This is a genomic window from Vibrio pomeroyi (assembly GCF_024347595.1).
Lineage (GTDB): Bacteria > Pseudomonadota > Gammaproteobacteria > Enterobacterales > Vibrionaceae > Vibrio > Vibrio pomeroyi.
This window is the reverse complement of the sequence record NZ_AP025506.1, coordinates 1259600-1277207: the sequence shown is the minus strand read 5'-3', so window position 1 is coordinate 1277207 and position 17608 is coordinate 1259600. Positions and strand designations below refer to the sequence as shown.

Sequence of the window (17608 nt, the reverse complement as noted above, 5' to 3'; positions counted from 1 at the left end):
CTCACTTAGTGTTTAGCTTTGGCCAAGTTAATGACCAAGGTTCAAGCCAACTGTCCAAACCGTTAGAGACGGTTTCTTGATGCCACTTCTCTCCTAAAGAGTCTAAGCTCCTTGGGTCGCAGACATATTCGTAGGCTTGTGATTGATAGGTAAATCGAATCACGAAGGCATGCAGATAACCTCTGTCTGCCTCACTCGATGGATTGTAAATAGGGTCACCAACAATAGCGGAACCGATCGACTTCATCGCGACACGGATCTGGTGAGTTCGCCCCGTATAGGGTTTACATAACAGTAGGCGCTCACCGGGTTCAGCCGTTGCTGATAAAAATTGGGTAATCGCTGGGTTTTCTTTACTAGTCAGTAGCTTCCAGCTAGAGCGTCGTGAACGCTCCATATCTCCAGAAATCAAACCCTGCTTTTTCTTCGGCTTCTTAGAGCCAATCGCAAGGTAGTACTTCTCCACCTCACGCTTTGCGAAAAGCTGTGAAAGCTCACTCGCCGCTGAAGAGTTCTTTGCTAGCAGCAGAATGCCTGAGGTCATTTTATCAAGGCGATGAACGAGATACAGCTTAGGCTCATTGATTGCCTTAGCCACTTCTTGAAGCAACATGGTATCGCCATCGTCTTTGTGGACGCTGACACCGGGGTGCTTATTGATAAGTAAAAAATCAGAGTGGTTCAGAAGAATATCGAACATGTAAAGGCTAGCTCCATTGTAGAACGTGGAGTATACCGTGTCTGAACCCAGATTCCAGCTACGAAAAAGCCCAACTAACTCAATTAACATTGAATCATTGGGCTTCTCTTTACTTGTCCGCTTTCGATAATCGGCTTTTAGTTCCGATTGAATACGGACTAAGCACTAAGCAAGCTTGAACTTACCAACCAGAGCTTCTAGCTCAGCAACCTTAGCATTCAAACCTGAAGTGTTTTCAGAACTGCGTGTCGCCAGTTGCAAAGACTGCTCAGAGATATCACTGATCGCCGTAATATCTGCGGCAATCTCTTTAGTCACTGCAGTCTGTTCTTCTGCCGCAGTCGCGATAGAGTTAACCATACTTTGTACATTACCCGCACCGCTTACAATCGCTTCTAGCGCCGAAACAGCACCTGAGCTTTGCTCGACACCAATCTCCACCAAACGGCAGTTATCTTGGGTGTAAGTCACCGCCTCTTGAGTACCTGACTGAATAGATTGAATGATGCCAGACACTTCTTGCGTCGCTTTGGTCGTTCTCTCCGCTAACGCGCGTACTTCATCAGCAACCACAGCAAAACCGCGTCCGAACTCCCCCGCACGAGCCGCTTCAATTGCAGCATTAAGAGCTAGTAGGTTAGTTTGCTCAGCAATGTCTTCGATTACCTTGATAACGCTACCAATCTGCTCACCGTGAGAACCCAGAGTATTCATTTGCAACGACATATCGCTCATTTGAGTCGACACTTGTTGAATACTCGCTACCATCTCAACAATCACGTTACGGCCATCTTCTGCCGAAGTTTCAGAGCGGCGCGCTTCTTCATAAGTCGAAGTACCTTGTTGAGCCACTTCAGAAATGGTCAAGCTTAGCTCTTCTGCAGCCGTTGCTATCAGGTTTGCTTTGTCAGCTTGAGCTGACGCACCCGTCACGATGTCTTGGCTGATTGACGATAGCTCGCCAGTCACAGATTGAACTTGGTGAGTCACAGAAGAGATAGAACCCAGTAGGTCGACCAATGATTTCTGCATCTGGTTAATCGACTTAGCCAGTTCAGCCAGTTCATCGCCAGAATCATCAATAATGTCACCAGCCGTTAGGTCACCATTTGCTACACGTCGTGCTACTTGTTCAACACGAGTCAAACGGTTGGTGATCGAGCTAGACAACACATATGCAATTACACAACCAAATACGATCGCAATCGCAGACAACACCATGATGGTGCGCTCTATGGTAGTAAACGTATCGGTTAGCGTAAGCAATGATTGCTCTGTATCTACACGCTCACTTGCTGACGCTTGATCAAGCAAGTTTTCAATTGGGATCAAGTTGCTCTCGTACAGAGAACGTAGCTGTTGAATGTTGGCTAGTAGCTCAGATTCATCATTGATCTTAGGTACAAGTGTCGCTTCAAACTCTTGAGTGAAACGTCCCATGAGATCTTCAATTCGCTCAATACGGCGATGATCTTCAGAGCCTCTGCTTTCTAAACGCTTTGCTTGCGCGATGGCTTGAGCAAATTCGTTCTTATTCGAGCGATAATCATTAAGCGCATTATCGACCTGAATGATCGCACCTAGTGCATCTCGGTAAACGTCCCCAGCCTCATCGATCAGAACAAGGTAGGTAACGGTACCCGGTACATCGTCCATTCTGATTTCATCAGCGCTCTTGTGAGCCCCAATAACTTCTATCCATACAATACCGACTAACGTGACAAGCACCGCCAATATAGACCCAAAACCGGCATACAGTTTCTTTCTCACTGACAATTTCACACAACACCTACCTAATTAAAATACGGACTAAGCAGCCCTAACCAATAAATATATCGGCTATCAGACGGATAACTTTAGTGAATGTAAGGTTTTTATTTTTCGATAATAATTAAGTATTTAAAGCAAAAAAAACGGGAGCCATTGGCTCCCGTTTTTTCGTTATTTACTTAGCTTGCGATTATAGCTTCTTAGAGATAAGCGCAGAGCCAGCAATAATACCAATACCTAGTAGCATGATTGCACCTTTACCGCTGTCGAAGCCAGAAGAGATACCCATGAACGCTACGATAGCGATAGCTACTGGGATGATGTACTTAACTAGTGTGTACCATAGACCAAATAGTGGGAAAGATACTTCACCGTCGTTAGTGATTTCTTTCTCTAGGTCAGCACGGTTTAGTCTCCAACCAGCGAAGATACATACCAACATACCGCCAACTGCTAGGAAGATCTTATCAGTTAGTAGGTCGAAGATATCGAACGCACCAGTACCGAACAGTGTTGGACCGAAGCCACCAAGTGATAGCGAAGCGAAGATACATAGAATCGCCATTACTACACTTGCAGACAGTACAGCTGTTACACGCTTCATTCCTTTCTCATCGATTAGGTAAGAAACCACAACTTCAAGTAGAGATACTGAAGAAGTAAGTGCCGCAACACTTAGACCAACGAAGAACATAAGAGCAAATAGAAGACCAACTACGCCGCCCATTTCAGCGAATAGCTGAGGAACAACAACGAATACTAGACCAGGACCAGCTGCAGGCTCCATACCGAATGCGAACATTGCAGGGAACATTGCAACACCAGCTAGGATAGCAACACCAGTATCCATTGCAGTAACCATAGCTGTCGTTTGAACTAGGTTCTCTTTCTTCTTAAGGTAAGAACCGTAAGTCAACATACAACCCATACCAAGAGATAGTGAGAAGAATGCTTGACCTAGTGCAGCTAGGATTACACCGCTGTCTACTTTAGAGAAGTCAGGGCTGAATAGGAATTCAAGACCAGCCATCGCGCCCGGAAGCATGATGCCTTTGATTGATACCACGATAAGGATGATGAAAAGAAGTGGCATCAGAATCTTACCCGCTTTCTCAATACCGCCAGAAATACCCTTCATAACAATAACAATGTTAAGTAGTAGGTATGCGCCCATCCACATAAGTGGTTGAACTGGGTTTGAGATAAAGCCACCGAAGCTGTCACCAATTGCTTCAGGTGCGTCTAGTAGACCTCCAGCAATTTTACCGATGTATGCGATAGACCAGCCACCTACTACAGGGTAGAAACCCATGATAAGTAGACCACTCACTACGCCGATAACACCAGCGAACGTCCAACGACGGTCAGTTGTTTTGAATGCACCTACTGCTGATTTTTGCGTATGACGGCCAATAGCAAATTCAGTCAGCATGACACTGAAACCAATGAAGATTACGAAAAACAGGTAAATTGCAACGAATGCACCACCGCCACTCTCGCCTGCTGTGTATGGGAATTTCCAAATGTTACCTAAGCCAACAGCAGAACCTGCTGCAGCCATTACGAATCCTAACTTCGAACCCCAGGTATCGCGGGGTGTTGTGGTTGTATTACTAGTAGCCACGTGTACTCCAAACTTTTGTGTTATGTGATGTTGTGTTTTGCTTTGGGTGGCGTCTTTAAAAGATAAGATGTATAAAAAAATTTACACATCTAAAAGATTAGATTGACGCTCGTATATAGCAAGTAAACCAGTTTAAGAATAAAATTGGAAGTCCGAACCGTACATATTTCGTTACCAATGTAAATTTTTATGGTTAAATGCCGCGTTTTCATACAAAACAATCGTTTTCGTCTTAAGTTAACCAAAACTTAACAACTATAACCTGTTTACAGCTTTAGCTCTAATTTGTAAATAGTTGATTCCTTAAATTCCCATATCCGTAAAATAGCATTACTATCTAAGTGTCTCTTTTTTCGAGTATTCAATGTGGAAAAGCTCTACCATTTTTTAACTTTGGCATCTGTTGCGTTGTACTGGGTTCTCGTAGCCGGTGTAACACTGCGTGTTGTACTAAAACGACGCTCTGTGAGTGTTTCTCTCGCGTGGTTGATGGTTATCTACATTATCCCAATTGTCGGTGTCGCTTGTTACTTCCTTTTCGGTGAGCTAAACCTTGGCAGAAAAAGGGCTGAGCGTGCACATCGCATGTTTACTCCGTTTGGTGATTGGTTCCGAAAACTAGATGATTGCCAACTCCACCTTCCCGGCAAAGTCGGTTCCCCTATCCACAAGATCGATGAGCTTTGTAATAATCGAATGGGCATTCCTGCACTTAGCGGAAACACCCTATCGCTGCAATCTTCGCCAAACGAGATCCTACACGCAATTATTGAAGATATAGAAAACGCTCAAACCAGTATCAAAATGGTTTTCTATATTTGGCACCCTGGCGGCCTAACCGATTCAGTTGCTTCTGCTCTTATTCGAGCCGCAAAACGTGGCGTCGATGTTAAAGTTTTGCTCGATTCTGCGGGCAGCCCGCGCTTTTTTAAAAGCCACTGGCTATCCATGATGAAAGACGCGGGCGTTCACGTTGTGCAAGCACTGGAAGTGAGCCCTTGGCGTATTTTCCTACGACGCTTAGATTTAAGGCAGCATCGCAAGATCATCGTGATTGATGAAACCATTGCCTACACCGGTTCAATGAACATGGTCGACCCAGCTCACTTCAAACAAAGTTCAGGTGTGGGTCAGTGGATAGATGTGATGGTTCGAGTGACAGGCCCGACCGTTAACGTGTTATCCGCTATTCACGGTTGGGATTGGGAAGTGGAAACAGGTGAACGAATCCTTCCTGATTTACCAGAATGTCCAGTCGAAGAGATCATGACGCATCACCCTGTTCAAGTCGTGCCATCTGGCCCAGGCATGCCGGAATACTTGATCCTGCAAGTTCTAACCATTGCGATCAATCAGGCGAATCGCTCTGTACGTATCACGACGCCCTACTTCGTCCCAAGCGCCGATTTGTTAGAGACACTGAAAATGACAGCGCAACGTGGTGTTAACGTAGAGCTGATCATTCCACATAACAACGATTCACTAATGGTGAAGTGGGCATCTCGCGCTTTTTATACTGAGTTACTTGAAGCTGGTGTGAAGATCTATGAGTTTTACGGTGGTCTTCTTCATACCAAGTCGGTTGTTATCGATGAAGAGTTTTGTTTGATCGGAACGGTCAATATCGACATGCGCAGCCTATGGCTCAACTTCGAAGTGACTCTAGCCGTAGATGACGTGCACTTCACTCAACAGCTCTCTGAGCTACAACAATCGTACATTGAATCATCTCACCCAGTAGTACTGGAACAGTGGGAACAGAGAAACTTGCGAAATCGCTTCTTTGAAAGATTGTTCTATTTGTTCAACCCTCTGCTGTAATACCTATGATGAGTCGATTACGGCTCATCACTTCCTCCCGTAAGTTTTTAACCTTTCACCATTAATTAAGTGAAAGGTTAAAAAGCGAAAGAAAAGCGTAAAAACTCCCGCTCCCCTCTTGCTTTGAAGGCTATTGGCATGTTTTAAATAGGGCATAACCGATTGATAAGGAATTCACAGCATGTCCGAGAACAAAACCACTAAGCTGATCACTGCAGGTCGTGATAAGAAGTGGACCAATGGTGTCGTTAACCCACCAGTACAGCGCGCTTCAACTGTCGTATTCAACTCAGTAGAAGAGAAGCGTAAAGCTACAATTAACCGCGCTAACAAAACACTTTTTTACGGACGTCGTGGAACCAACACTCATTTCGCCTTCCAAGATGCCATGGTGGAAGTGGAAGGCGGCGCAGGCTGTGCACTCTACCCTTGTGGTACAGCAGCTATCTCTAACGCCATTCTCTCTTTTGTAGAAACGGGCGACCATATTTTGATGGTCGACACCTGTTACGAACCGACTCGTGATTTTTGTGACACAATCATGAAAAAGATGGGTGTAGAGACAACTTACTACGAACCAACGATTGGTGAAGGCATCCAAGACCTCATCAAGCCAAACACCAAGGTGCTATTTACCGAGTCTCCGGGTTCAGTCACCATGGAAGTCCAAGACATTCCAACGCTCGCGCGTATTGCCCACGAACACGACATCATCGTGATGCTAGATAACACTTGGGCAGCAGGCGTTAACTTCTCACCGTTTGATTTTGGTGTCGATATCTCGATTCAAGCAGCGACCAAGTACATAGTAGGTCACTCAGATGTCATGCTGGGCACTGCGGTTGCCAACGAGAAATGCTGGGATCAACTGAGAGAGCAGAGCTACTTGATGGGACAATGCGTTTCACCAGATGATGCTTACCTTGGTCTTCGTGGTATCCGTACTCTTGATGTTCGTTTGCGCCAACACGCAGAGAGCAGCTTGAAAGTCGCTAAGTGGCTAGAAACTCGCCCTGAGGTTGATCATGTTCGTCACCCTGCTCTTGAGTCTTGCCCTGGTCATGAATTCTTCAAACGTGACTTTACCGGCGGCAATGGCCTATTCTCGTTTGTTCTAAAGAACTCAAACACAAAAGCAACGACTGCACTACTTGATGGCATGACACACTTCAGCATGGGTTACTCATGGGGTGGTTTCGAGAGCTTGATTCTCGCGAATGAACCAAGCAGCTTTGATAGCCTAAGAACGGTAGCGAATCCAAACTTCGAAGGTACTTTGATTCGTGTTCATATCGGCTTAGAAGATGTCGATGATTTGATTGCAGATCTTGAGGCTGGATTAGAACGTTACAACGCTCTGGTTTAATCTGAAACGTTAGATTCAATAAGCAAAAAGGCAGGATATTCCTGCCTTTTTCAGTTCTGCCTATCAGCTGCCTGTAATCCCACTACTGACACAAAGCGCTTTATAAATGATTATTGAACCTTAAAGCATGTCCAGTTGAAGATTTCTGAGCGGTGCTCATTAAACAGATACAGGGACTGATCGTTCTCCAAGATCGAGTAATCAATGGTCACCCCTTTGTACTCACTGTATTCCTGATTAATGATCGGATCATGAAACGGAGTGGCAGTTCTCACATCAATAATACTCATCGACAAATGATTCCCATCAAGACCGTAGTAACCGGAATAAAGATTTTCCATTGTGCCTTCGTTGCCGTCTTTCTCAGTGATCGTCACAAACTCTCTCATACTAAAAGTTTGGTCAGACTGAAAAGTAATGCTCATTCGCTCATAAAGCGATTGATACGGTTGGAATGCCTGAGATAAGAAATCCGTTTTTAGCGTTTTACAGTGCCATCGAGTGCCCGCCAATTCGTTCTGTTCCAGCAAAAAGCTTGCTGCAGCAACTGCCAATAGAATAAGTAAGCCAATTAATCGCAAAAGTAGCTCCTCTTTTCCATATAAGCTGCAAATGAGTCAAAAGACGTCTCTACATTGAAAATTGTCGCCCCATAGTTGAGGGCCTCGCCATCCTTCCTTTGAACCAACATATACAAAGCATAATTTTCGGGCTGATCAACAGATGGATAAATACGGACAAAGACGTCAACGTTGCAGTGGCTCGGCAATACATCCGTTAGCTTTTGGGTAATCGCTGGCAATGAATAGGTTTCATCGTGAACAATGTGGAAAAAGTATTGATTGGTATTGTCTGTGTAACTGTCTCTATATTCCGTCTTATCAACAAAATAAGGCATTGGCGCATAATAGGTTTGGAAAAGGTTGAACGCCGTTACGACTACGCAGATCAACGCGATTAGATAACCGGCTTTGACGAGGTACGTATTTTTTTTCGAATTTAAAGGTTCTAGCTCGGCTGAGTTCTGCTCTTGATTCGATGAAATATTGAGTTCTGAATCTGATGTCGTTGTCTTGTTAGCATCGGCAGAGGTTTCAGTCGCTGCTAACACCTCTTGGGCGACAGGCGAAGAGTTTGATTCAACGCCCTCTATAATCACAGAATAAGGGACAACTTCAGCTTTGCTAGGCTTTATCGACTCATTGATTTCAAGCGAATAGCCCGTTTTACTCACGGTACGAATCGTCGCACAACCACACGTGACTCGAGACAGGGTTTTGCGAATCTTGGAGATCACATTGGTGAGAGCTTGTTCTGAAACAATCACATTGCCCCAGCACCTATCAAATATCAGGCCTCGTTCAATGCATTCACCAGCATTCTCTAGCAAGAACAAGAACACCTTACCTTCTAACGGCGCGATAGTTTCTACGTGGCCATCTTCACGCACAAACTGCCTTAGCAAGGGATCATAACTAGCATCACAAATTTGGTAGCTTTGTTGTTTCACTATCGTCTTCTAGGTTTTAATTCGGTCGCATATGATATTGAATAGTTTATAAATGACCAGTGAATTTTCCAATTTTCACGCAATTATTTCGCGACGATAAATAATATTTTTATTTGTAAGGACAACCAACTAGATGGTCATTAACCATACCTGTTGCTTGCATAAACGCGTAACAGATTGTTTCCCCTACAAACTTGAATCCTCTTTTCTTCAAAAACTTGCTCATCGCTTTGGATTGCTCGGTAGAAGCCGGGACTTGAGACATCTCTGTCCATTGATTGACGATCACCTCATTATCAACAAACTGCCATAAAGCATTCGATAGAGAACCAAACTCTTTCTGAAGTTCAAGCGTTGCACGCGCATTATTGTAAACCGAGGCAATCTTGCCCTTATGTTTAACCACATCGAAGTTTTCAATGATATTTGGCACATTGTCTTCATTGAGTACAGCTAGCTTATTGAGGTCGTAGTTTTCAAATGCAGCACGATAGCCTTCACGTTTTTTAAGTATCGTAATCCAACTTAGGCCGGCTTGGGCACCTTCTAGCGTAATGAACTCAAATAGCACTTGGTCATCATAAACAGGCACGCCCCACTCTGCATCGTGATATTCCCTTTCAAGTTCATGTTTCAGTGCCCATGCACACGTTCTATCCACTGTATTCGCTTCCATTTCGATGGTCTCTTTTTAGTAATCGTACATAAAAATAATGCCCCAATTAGGGGCATTATTTCAAAGGTTAGTTGGCGTTAAGCTACTTCAATTTTATGGAATAGACGATACAGCACAGGTACTACGATTAGCGTGAGTACAGTCGCAAAGCCCAAACCAAACATAATGGTTACCGCCATTGGTTTGAAGAAGATATCTGGTAGCAGAGGGATCATACCAAGAATGGTAGTGATCGCCGCCATACATACCGGACGAACACGACTCAGTGCCGCATCAACAACCGCTACATATGGATCTTTACCTGACTTCATCTCAATCTCAATTTGATCAAGCAGTACGATACCGTTCTTCAGAAGCATCCCTGATAGACTCAAGAAGCCCAACAGCGCCATAAAGCCGAATGGTGTATTCAAGGCTAACAAGCCTGTCGTCACCCCTATCAAGGCGAGTGGCACTGTTAACCAAACAATCAGAGGCTCTTTCACCGAGTTAAACAAGAACACAGTGATCAAGAACATGAACAAGTAACCCAGAGGCATGGTTGTAAACAGTGACGCCTGTGCATCTGCCGACGACTCATATTCACCACCCCACTCCAATGAGTAACCCGGTGGCATCTCAATCGCTTCAATTTGTGGTTGTAAGCGTTTCTGTAGAGTCGAAGCCGTTTCCTCACCCAATAGATCAGGATCCGCCATTACCGTCAGCATACGCTTACGGTTTTTACGGATGATCAGCGGGTCTTCCCATTCCAGTTCGTAACCTAGCGTTACTTGTTGCAGTGGGATGTACTCACTTAGTGCTGGGCTCCAAATCTTCATGCCTTCGATGTTACGAATATCAACACGCTCATCTTCAGGTAAACGAGCCACGATAGGCATCAGCGTAGTACCGTCACGATACACACCAATCGATTTACCCGAGAAAGACATCGCCAGGAAATCATCAACGTCAGACTTAGTAATACCGTAACGACGAGCTTGGCTTTCGTTGAACTGAGGCTCTAACACCTTAGTTCTTTCACGCCAATCGTGACGAACGTTAAATGCACCATCATCAGCACGCATGATGTCCATCACTTGGGCTGCAATTGAACGTAATACCGTTGGATCAGAGCCTACAATTCGCGCTTCAATTTTCGCACCGCCACCAGGGCCTAATTCGATTTGTTTCAGCTTGTAGTCGATCTCAGGGAACTGACCATTTACATGTTCACGGAAACGCAGCATCAGCCCTTCAAGCACTTCATAGCTCTTCACACGAACCGTTATCTCGCCGTATGCGCTATAACTTTTCTCTGGTGAGTAAGTCAGCATGAAACGTTGTAGACCTTTACCTGCTGTCGTCGTGATGTGCTCAACTTCGTCCTGCTCTGCTAACCAACCTTCAAGCACTTTAAGCTTGGTGTTGGTCGCACGAATATCGGTCCCTTCCGGCATCCAAACATCCACTTGGAACATTGGCGTAGTAGAAGATGGGAAGAAGGCTTGTTTTACAAAACCAAAACCGTAAACACTCGCACCCAAACCAATAATCAGAACGAACATGGTTAGCCACGCACGCTTCATACAGAACTCAAGGAAGTTTTTATAGATAACAAAAACCATCCCGTTGTATGGGTCTTTGCCTTCGTTATCAGGATCAACCTTCTGACCTTTAAAGAACATATCAGCAAAGAATGGCGTAATTGAGATTGCCGTAAACCAACTCAACATGAGCGAGATAAGCAGAACCGTAAACAAGGTGCCACAGTATTCGCCGGTTGAGTCTTCAGACAAACCGATAGGCGCAAAAGCGGTCACCGCAATAACGGTTGCACCCAACAGCGGCCATTTAGTTTGGGTAACGATATCGGTGGCGGCCTGCATCCGGGTTCGCCCCTTCTGCGTGCCGATCAATATCCCTTCCACCACCACAATGGCATTATCCACCAGCATCCCCAAGGCGATAACCAATGCGCCTAATGAAATACGTTGGAGATCAATCTTGAAGTACTGCATGAAAATGAAGGTACCGAAAACGGTCAACAACAGTATCAAACCGATCAACAGACCGGAACGTAACCCCATGAAGAACAGCAGAACTACGATTACGATCGCAACCGCTTGTCCGAGGCTGACAACAAAACCACTGACCGACTTATCTACCTCTTTCGGTTGGTTATAAACCTCAGATATATCGATGCCGACAGGTTGTTGGTACTTAAGCTCAGCAAGTCGTCGGTCAAAGGCTTCACCGACAGCAACCACGTTTACACCTTGAGCAAAAGAGACACCAAGGTTGAGTGCCAGTTTACCGTTATAGCCAATGATGTTGCTCGGTACTTCAACGTAGCCACGAGTAACGTCAGCTACGTCTTTCAAATAGATAAGACCTTGAGCACCGCCTTCAGTTAGAATCAAATCGCCGAGCTGTTCAACATTCTGAAACTCACCCGTTGGATGGATGCGAATGTATTCGTCGCCAATTCTTACCGCACCGGCACTTGATACAATGTTTTGAGTCGATAAAAGATTAAATACCGTGCTTGGAGACAGACCTAAGGAGCTTATCCGCTTCATCGATATCTCAATGAATACTTGCTCTTGTTGTTGACCAGAAACGGAGACCTTACTGACCCCATCAACCAACTCCAGCTCTCGCCTTAGGTAATCGATGTAATCCAGCAGCTCTTTGTAACTGTAGCCATCGCCCGTTACCGCGAGCAAAATACCGTAAACGTCACCGAAATCATCAATAACTTGAGGGTCATTTACGCCCGGCGGCAATTCGACCTTCAAATCATTCACTTTTCGACGAAGTTCATCCCATATTTGCGGAAGATCATCGGGGCCGTAGTTATTCTTCATCGTTACCGTTACCTGCGACAGGCCACGGCTTGAGATAGAGTTCACTTCGTCTACATAAGTAAGCTGTTGAATCGCTTTCTCTAATGGATAGGTCACTTCCTCTTCCACTTGCTGAGGGGTCGCCCCAGGGTAAGAGGTTACAACCATTGCATCTTTGATAGTGAAGGCAGGATCTTCTAGACGACCCAAACCAAAGAATGCAGAAACACCACCAATAAGAAAGATCAGAGATAGCATCCAGCTAATGACTTTGTTACGTATAAAGTAAGAAGCAACACCTGTGATCTGATCATCACCCTGTTGATCGTCATTTTGAGGCTTGTTATTCACTTCACTCATTGTTCGTCTCCTGAGACAATACTTCCACTGTCATCCCATCTCGCAATCGCGATACGCCTGCAACAACGACATGCTGCCCCATTTCTAATCCTTTCATTATCTGCAATGTTTTCTGGTTTGCTTTTCCTAACACGACTTGTTGTTTCGAGACTGTCTTGTCATCGTTAAGAACCCACACATAAGAGTTTTTACGATCCAGTTCATCACCGTCTGCATTGAATACCGCTTCGATCGGGATAAGTACGCCAGCTTTTAGCTCCAAACCGATATCTCGCCCGTTTGAGGTCACATCAACGGCCATACCATCAAGAATCAAATCGTCTTCTGGCATCGGCAAAGCTAGTGTCACCGTGAAGGTACCCGTACTTGGGTCCGGCTCAGTGGTGAACTCTTTAATACCTGCTGTGTATTCATTGCCGCTTGGCACTCTCACCACAGCTTCAACATTCGACAGTAGCGTCTCATTAGGTTGATTCACATAGATTTGGTCAGGGAGCTGAATGACAACTTCGACATCCTCGACACTGTGAATGTTCACAATCTGTTGGCCAACCTGAATATTTTCATATTGGTCGACACTCACGCGAGAGATAATCCCATCAACTGGGGCACGAAGATTAGTGAAAGACAAACGCAGTTTCGCAAGCTCTAATTCGGCATAAGCGATCTGACGTTGCGCGGCGATTTCATCGAACTGCGATTTCGCCAATAGCCCTTTCTTCACCAACGGACTTGAACGTCTGTATTGGCTGTTGATTACCGTGTAACGCGCCTGAGCGTTGTCCACATCCAATTGATAATCGGTCGGGTCAAGCTCTGCAATGATGTCACCAGCAGAAACACGTTCGCCTTCTTTAACATCAAGCTTATAGATTTCCCCCGCCACTCGGAAACTAAGGTGAGCTTTCTCAGCCGCATTTGCGACCGCTGGGAAATAGAGCTTGTCGCTAAAATCAATGACTGAAATCTCGACGGCTTTAACTAAGGGTGTATTGTCCACTTCTACCACTTGTTTATCTTCACAAGCTGTCAGTAAGGCTAAACACGACAGTCCTGCGGCCACTTTAAGTGTTTTCATGTTATAGCCCCCTTTCCTTGATCCACTCTCGGACTTTTACGCCCGGCTCAAGACCATTAACGCCAGAAGTGACAATGCGGTCTCCATCATTCAGCCCAGAGACGATATGGCGTTTTTCATCAATGACGATTGCTACATTCTCAACAATTCCATCGTTGTTTACACGCCATACCGACACATCATCGCCGTCAGTTATCATTGCTGACGTAGGGATTTTGGTCGCAGCAGCTTGCGCAGAAACAAGTCTTACCGTGCCAGACATGCCCGGTAAAATACCGATATCGGTTGGTCTTTCCATAACCATGGTTACCTTGTATGAACCCGTTTTTGGATCCGCTTCGGTATCAACTTCTTGGAAGGTCAAAACGTAAGGGTTCTCAGGAAACGCATCAAATACCATGGTTGCATCGGTTTCAAACCCTGAAGAAAAGCGCGTGATAAGTTGGTCGGGTAATAAGAAGACGACTTTAAGAATCTGATTAGTTTGAATATTCATCACACCTTGTTTCGCGGCGATGTATTCATGGTTTTCAGCAGGAATGATGGAGATCGTTCCATCGTAAGGCGCAACCAGAGTGGTGTAACGCAGGTTAGCTTTAGCTTGGTTCAAGACAGCTTTAGCCGAGTTGTGATTCGCTTTCGCTTGGTCGAAATCTTGCTCTGAAACCACTCGATCTTTACGCAGCTTGATCGAACGTTGGTATTGAACATCGGCAAGTTTAAAGTTGGCTCTCGCTTGCTTTTCTAACAGCTGATATTCATCAGGGTTAAGCGTTGCAAGTTTGTCACCTTTGGTAACCTGTTGACCCGATGTGACATCGATAGTCTGAAGTAACCCAGGAACACGAAACGCAAGAACGGCTTTATCGCCAGCTTCTGTGGTGGCGGGGAAACTACGTTCAAAGGCATTATTACCGACGGAAACGGTGAAGAGTTTGGCGGGTCTAGATTCAGGCTCAGGTACGGGAGGAAGCTCCTTACCACACCCAGACAACCCAGCTATGGCTGTCAATAGGACAAGGGAGGCTCTATACATTGGTGATCATCCATATCTATAAATATTTTTATAACATAGATTAATCGCATGTAACTTACCAGTCGGCGTAAGATTTATTTAGAGAAAATTATTAAAAAAAATAACGGCTTGGAATAAATTTTCCTAAACCGTTATCTAATCTTTTTTAGGTTTTAGCGCTACATGTTCTTAAATTCACGATTCACTTTAAACGTGTCTGAGGTGACATAAGCTTCCATGTTGCGGACACTGGTCTCTAACTTCTGGAAATCACCCTCTAAAGTGCCCAGTAAAGACTCTGCTGTTTGCCCTTTTTCCCAAGGCTTTTGCTTCAGCGTATGCTCTTGTTTGGCTTTCATCTCATCCACATACTGAGGTGGTTGTTTTTCAAGCATAAATGTCAAAGCTAAATACGCTAACAAGACAAGAAAACTACCACCAAGCAGTGCTGCAGAGATAACTAAGATTCGAACCAGCCAAACTTCAAGCCCAAAGTAGTTCGCTAAGCCCGCACACACGCCAGACAATTTTCCGTTGATTGGGTCGCGATACAGTTCTCTACTCATAGTTTCGTCTCCAGTTAGGCGACTCCGCATCCAGTATTTTTTCTAGTGTTTTCACACGATCTTGCATCGATTCCGCTTGCGCTGAAAGCTTGTGCAGACGCTGAAGATCCGTTTCTGAAAGACCGTTACTGGATTTCTTCTTGCTGCGGTAATGTAAGAATAACCATAGCGGTGCCACGAAGATTAAGAAGACAATCAGTGGACCTGCAATTAGAAATGTTGACATAGAAAACTCCTAAATTATTTATCGCGGTTTTCAACTTGTTGCTTCAGTTTCGCTAGCTCTTTTTCAATTTCATCTTGAGCTTGTAGCTCGGCAAACTCTTGGTCTAAAGATTTTGCGTTGCCTGTTTTTGCGTAAACGTCAGCTTCAGCTTCTAATTCATCCACTTTACGCGAGAATTGCTCAAACTTCGCCATTGCTTCGTTGGTTTTGCTTGAATGCAGATGTTTTTGAACATCACGACGATTGCTCGCAGCATTATTACGAATCATCAATGCTTGCTGCTTGGCACGAGTTTCTGCAATTTTAGTTTCTAGCTTGCCAATCTCACTGGTTAGCTTCTCGATGGTTTCATGAACCAAAGTTTGCTCAGTGTGCAGGCTCTTGATGATGTCTTCAAGTTTTTGCTTTTCAATCAGAGCTGCTCTCGCCAGATCTTCGCGTTGTTTAGTTAGCGCTAGTGTCGCTTTATTTTGCCAATCTAGAATCTGAGTTTCGATAGCTTCAACTTTGCGTGCTAGCTCTTTCTTGTCTGCGATGGCTTTTGCTGAGTTAGTGCGAACCTCAACCAGCGTATCTTCCATTTCTTGGATAATCAGGCGAATCATCTTTTCAGGATCTTCAGCCTTATCTAATAGTGCACTGATGTTTGAATTTACAATGTCTGCAAAGCGAGAAAAAATACCCATGAGGAACTCCTTAATTACAATGATGGCAAATGCGTTTTAAATCGTCATTAGACTCTCAATCCACTTGCTCACAAATTTACGTTTGTTGTTAAACCTACCATAACTAATCCAAGTAGCGTGCCAACTTTTAAGCCTTTTATTATCAGACACTTACAATAAAATGGTGATTAACTCGATACATGCTATGATGAATTTAGCCAAGTATTGGTATTTTTCACCACTACAGCCTTTAAATGAACTCCATCAGTGCTCAGCTCACACAAGGACCCACTATGCAGCAGAATCTTATTGGTGAATCACCTAGCTTTCTCTCTGTTTTAGATAAAGTTTCTCAACTCGCACCAATCGAAAGACCCATTCTGATCATTGGTGAGCGTGGTACAGGTAAAGAGTTGATTGCTCAAAGGCTGCATTACCTTTCAAGACGCTGGGATCAGCCTTTAATCTCGCTGAACTGTTCAACACTCAGTGAAGGCTTGATTGATTCTGAGTTATTTGGTCACGAGTCTGGCTCTTTCACTGGTTCGAAAGGTCGTCATCAAGGTCGCTTTGAAAGAGCAGAAGGCGGCACACTGTTTCTCGATGAACTTGCTACCACTCCTCTTGCCGTTCAAGAAAAATTATTACGTGTTATCGAATACGGACAATATGAACGTGTTGGCGGCCAAAAGGCTTTGAGTGCCAATGTAAGACTGGTATGTGCAACCAATGCTGACTTACCTGAGATGGCATTAAAAGGCGAGTTCAGAGCCGATTTACTCGATCGATTGGCGTTTGATGTGATTACTATCCCGCCGCTTCGTGAGCGCAAAGAAGACATCACGTTATTGGCAGAATACTACGCCATCAAGATGTGTCGTGAATTGGAATTAGAGTTGTTTGTCGGCTTTGCTCCGTCAGCCGTTGAGTCGCTATTGGAGTACTCTTGGCCGGGGAATGTGCGAGAGCTGAAAAACGTCATTGAACGCGCGATCTACCAGCATGGTAAGAATCCATATCCTATTGAATCTTTGGTGTTTAACCCATTCAAACCGGCATGGAAAACAGATCAAGATTCGACGCCAGAAACTGGCAATGCTCAGTCCAACAGCCATACTTCATTTGATAGCGCTTTTTCTTTGCCGTTGGATTACAAAGCATGGCAGGAGCAGCAAGACATCAAACTACTCAATCAAGCCTTAAAACAGAGCAAGTACAATCAGAAGCAAGCCGCTGAATTACTCGGGTTAACATACAACCAATTACGAGGAATGGTGAGGAAGTACGCGATTGTCGGACAAGCTAACGATAAATAGCTGCCCACACTAGATTATTATTTGGAGCCGAATAAATAAAATGTTAAATTGTCCGGATCTTGAGGCTCCTCTAACGCCTCGTTTCGA

The 17608-nt window shown here is 44.7% G+C and carries 15 protein-coding genes; 3 read left to right on the top strand and 12 right to left on the bottom strand.

Annotated elements, in window-relative coordinates:
• Position 1: 1 nt before the first annotated feature.
• The 3 genes from OCV12_RS05715 to OCV12_RS05705 all read right to left on the bottom strand — a co-directional run bounded on the left by OCV12_RS05715 (position 2) and on the right by OCV12_RS05705 (position 4094).
• Positions 2-700 (bottom strand): TIGR01621 family pseudouridine synthase, encoded by a 699-nt coding sequence (locus OCV12_RS05715; RefSeq protein ID WP_261885575.1) that lies wholly within the window; start codon positions 698-700, stop codon positions 2-4.
• A gap of 165 nt (positions 701-865) precedes the next feature.
• Positions 866-2482, bottom strand: a complete 1617-nt coding sequence (locus tag OCV12_RS05710; RefSeq protein WP_261885574.1) for a methyl-accepting chemotaxis protein — start codon at positions 2480-2482, stop codon at positions 866-868.
• Between the two features lie 178 nt (positions 2483-2660).
• A complete protein-coding gene (locus OCV12_RS05705) occupies positions 2661-4094 on the bottom strand; it encodes a sodium-dependent transporter (RefSeq protein ID WP_261885573.1) in 1434 nt (477 codons plus the stop codon).
• 366 nt (positions 4095-4460) lie between these two features.
• On the opposite strand from OCV12_RS05705, the gene cls reads away from it, so the two are divergent.
• Together cls and OCV12_RS05695 are read left to right on the top strand one after the other, a co-directional pair.
• Positions 4461-5915 (top strand): cardiolipin synthase, encoded by a 1455-nt coding sequence (cls, locus tag OCV12_RS05700; RefSeq protein ID WP_261885572.1) that lies wholly within the window; start codon positions 4461-4463, stop codon positions 5913-5915.
• Positions 5916-6096: 181 nt separating this feature from the next.
• Positions 6097-7281: a cystathionine beta-lyase gene (locus tag OCV12_RS05695; RefSeq protein ID WP_052879889.1), complete on the top strand. Its 1185-nt coding sequence runs from the start codon at positions 6097-6099 to the stop codon at positions 7279-7281.
• 110 nt (positions 7282-7391) lie between these two features.
• Here the strand turns inward: OCV12_RS05695 and OCV12_RS05690 are convergent, their stop codons facing one another.
• From OCV12_RS05690 to pspA, 9 genes are all read right to left on the bottom strand, one after another.
• Positions 7392-7862 (bottom strand): hypothetical protein, encoded by a 471-nt coding sequence (locus tag OCV12_RS05690; protein WP_261885571.1) that lies wholly within the window; start codon positions 7860-7862, stop codon positions 7392-7394.
• The gene (locus OCV12_RS05685; protein WP_261885570.1) at positions 7853-8791 is read right to left on the bottom strand and encodes a winged helix-turn-helix domain-containing protein; all 939 of its coding nucleotides are present in this window, start codon (positions 8789-8791) and stop codon (positions 7853-7855) included. The genes OCV12_RS05690 and OCV12_RS05685 overlap by 10 nt, the downstream gene beginning before the upstream one ends.
• A gap of 109 nt (positions 8792-8900) precedes the next feature.
• The gene (locus tag OCV12_RS05680) at positions 8901-9467 is read right to left on the bottom strand and encodes a DNA-3-methyladenine glycosylase I (RefSeq protein WP_261885569.1); all 567 of its coding nucleotides are present in this window, start codon (positions 9465-9467) and stop codon (positions 8901-8903) included.
• Between the two features lie 77 nt (positions 9468-9544).
• A complete protein-coding gene (locus tag OCV12_RS05675; protein ID WP_176681612.1) occupies positions 9545-12655 on the bottom strand; it encodes an efflux RND transporter permease subunit in 3111 nt (1036 codons plus the stop codon).
• Positions 12648-13733: an efflux RND transporter periplasmic adaptor subunit gene (locus OCV12_RS05670; RefSeq protein WP_048664065.1), complete on the bottom strand. Its 1086-nt coding sequence runs from the start codon at positions 13731-13733 to the stop codon at positions 12648-12650. The genes OCV12_RS05675 and OCV12_RS05670 overlap by 8 nt, the downstream gene beginning before the upstream one ends.
• A 1-nt stretch (position 13734) precedes the next feature.
• Positions 13735-14769: an efflux RND transporter periplasmic adaptor subunit gene (locus tag OCV12_RS05665; RefSeq protein ID WP_239846977.1), complete on the bottom strand. Its 1035-nt coding sequence runs from the start codon at positions 14767-14769 to the stop codon at positions 13735-13737.
• 158 nt (positions 14770-14927) lie between these two features.
• On the bottom strand, positions 14928-15314 hold the full coding sequence (gene pspC, locus OCV12_RS05660) for an envelope stress response membrane protein PspC (protein WP_026084203.1): 387 nt from the start codon (positions 15312-15314) through the stop codon (positions 14928-14930).
• Positions 15307-15540 carry an envelope stress response membrane protein PspB gene (gene pspB / locus OCV12_RS05655; protein WP_004734605.1) on the bottom strand — a complete coding sequence of 78 codons (234 nt, stop codon included), beginning with the start codon at positions 15538-15540 and terminating at the stop codon, positions 15307-15309. The genes pspC and pspB overlap by 8 nt, the downstream gene beginning before the upstream one ends.
• Positions 15541-15554: 14 nt before the next feature.
• Entirely contained in the window at positions 15555-16226 is a 672-nt protein-coding gene (gene pspA / locus OCV12_RS05650) for a phage shock protein PspA (protein WP_010440091.1), read from the bottom strand.
• A 272-nt stretch (positions 16227-16498) separates the two neighbouring features.
• Between pspA and pspF the strand changes: the two genes are divergently transcribed.
• Positions 16499-17521 (top strand): phage shock protein operon transcriptional activator, encoded by a 1023-nt coding sequence (pspF, locus tag OCV12_RS05645; RefSeq protein ID WP_176681614.1) that lies wholly within the window; start codon positions 16499-16501, stop codon positions 17519-17521.
• Positions 17522-17608: the final 87 nt, after the last annotated feature.

Excerpts from the sequence above, each read along its gene's own strand:
- OCV12_RS05670 (WP_048664065.1), bottom strand. The coding sequence starts at position 13,733 with ATGAAAACACTTAAAGTGGCCGCAGGACTGTCGTGTTTAGCCTTACTG.
- pspB (WP_004734605.1), bottom strand. The coding sequence starts at position 15,540 with ATGTCAACATTTCTAATTGCAGGTCCACTGATTGTCTTCTTAATCTTC.
- OCV12_RS05715 (WP_261885575.1), bottom strand. The coding sequence starts at position 700 with ATGTTCGATATTCTTCTGAACCACTCTGATTTTTTACTTATCAATAAG.
- OCV12_RS05675 (WP_176681612.1), bottom strand. The coding sequence starts at position 12,655 with ATGAGTGAAGTGAATAACAAGCCTCAAAATGACGATCAACAGGGTGAT.
- pspC (WP_026084203.1), bottom strand. The coding sequence starts at position 15,314 with ATGAGTAGAGAACTGTATCGCGACCCAATCAACGGAAAATTGTCTGGC.
- pspF (WP_176681614.1), top strand. The coding sequence starts at position 16,499 with ATGCAGCAGAATCTTATTGGTGAATCACCTAGCTTTCTCTCTGTTTTA.
- OCV12_RS05695 (WP_052879889.1), top strand. The coding sequence starts at position 6,097 with ATGTCCGAGAACAAAACCACTAAGCTGATCACTGCAGGTCGTGATAAG.
- OCV12_RS05680 (WP_261885569.1), bottom strand. The coding sequence starts at position 9,467 with ATGGAAGCGAATACAGTGGATAGAACGTGTGCATGGGCACTGAAACAT.
- pspA (WP_010440091.1), bottom strand. The coding sequence starts at position 16,226 with ATGGGTATTTTTTCTCGCTTTGCAGACATTGTAAATTCAAACATCAGT.
- OCV12_RS05665 (WP_239846977.1), bottom strand. The coding sequence starts at position 14,769 with ATGTATAGAGCCTCCCTTGTCCTATTGACAGCCATAGCTGGGTTGTCT.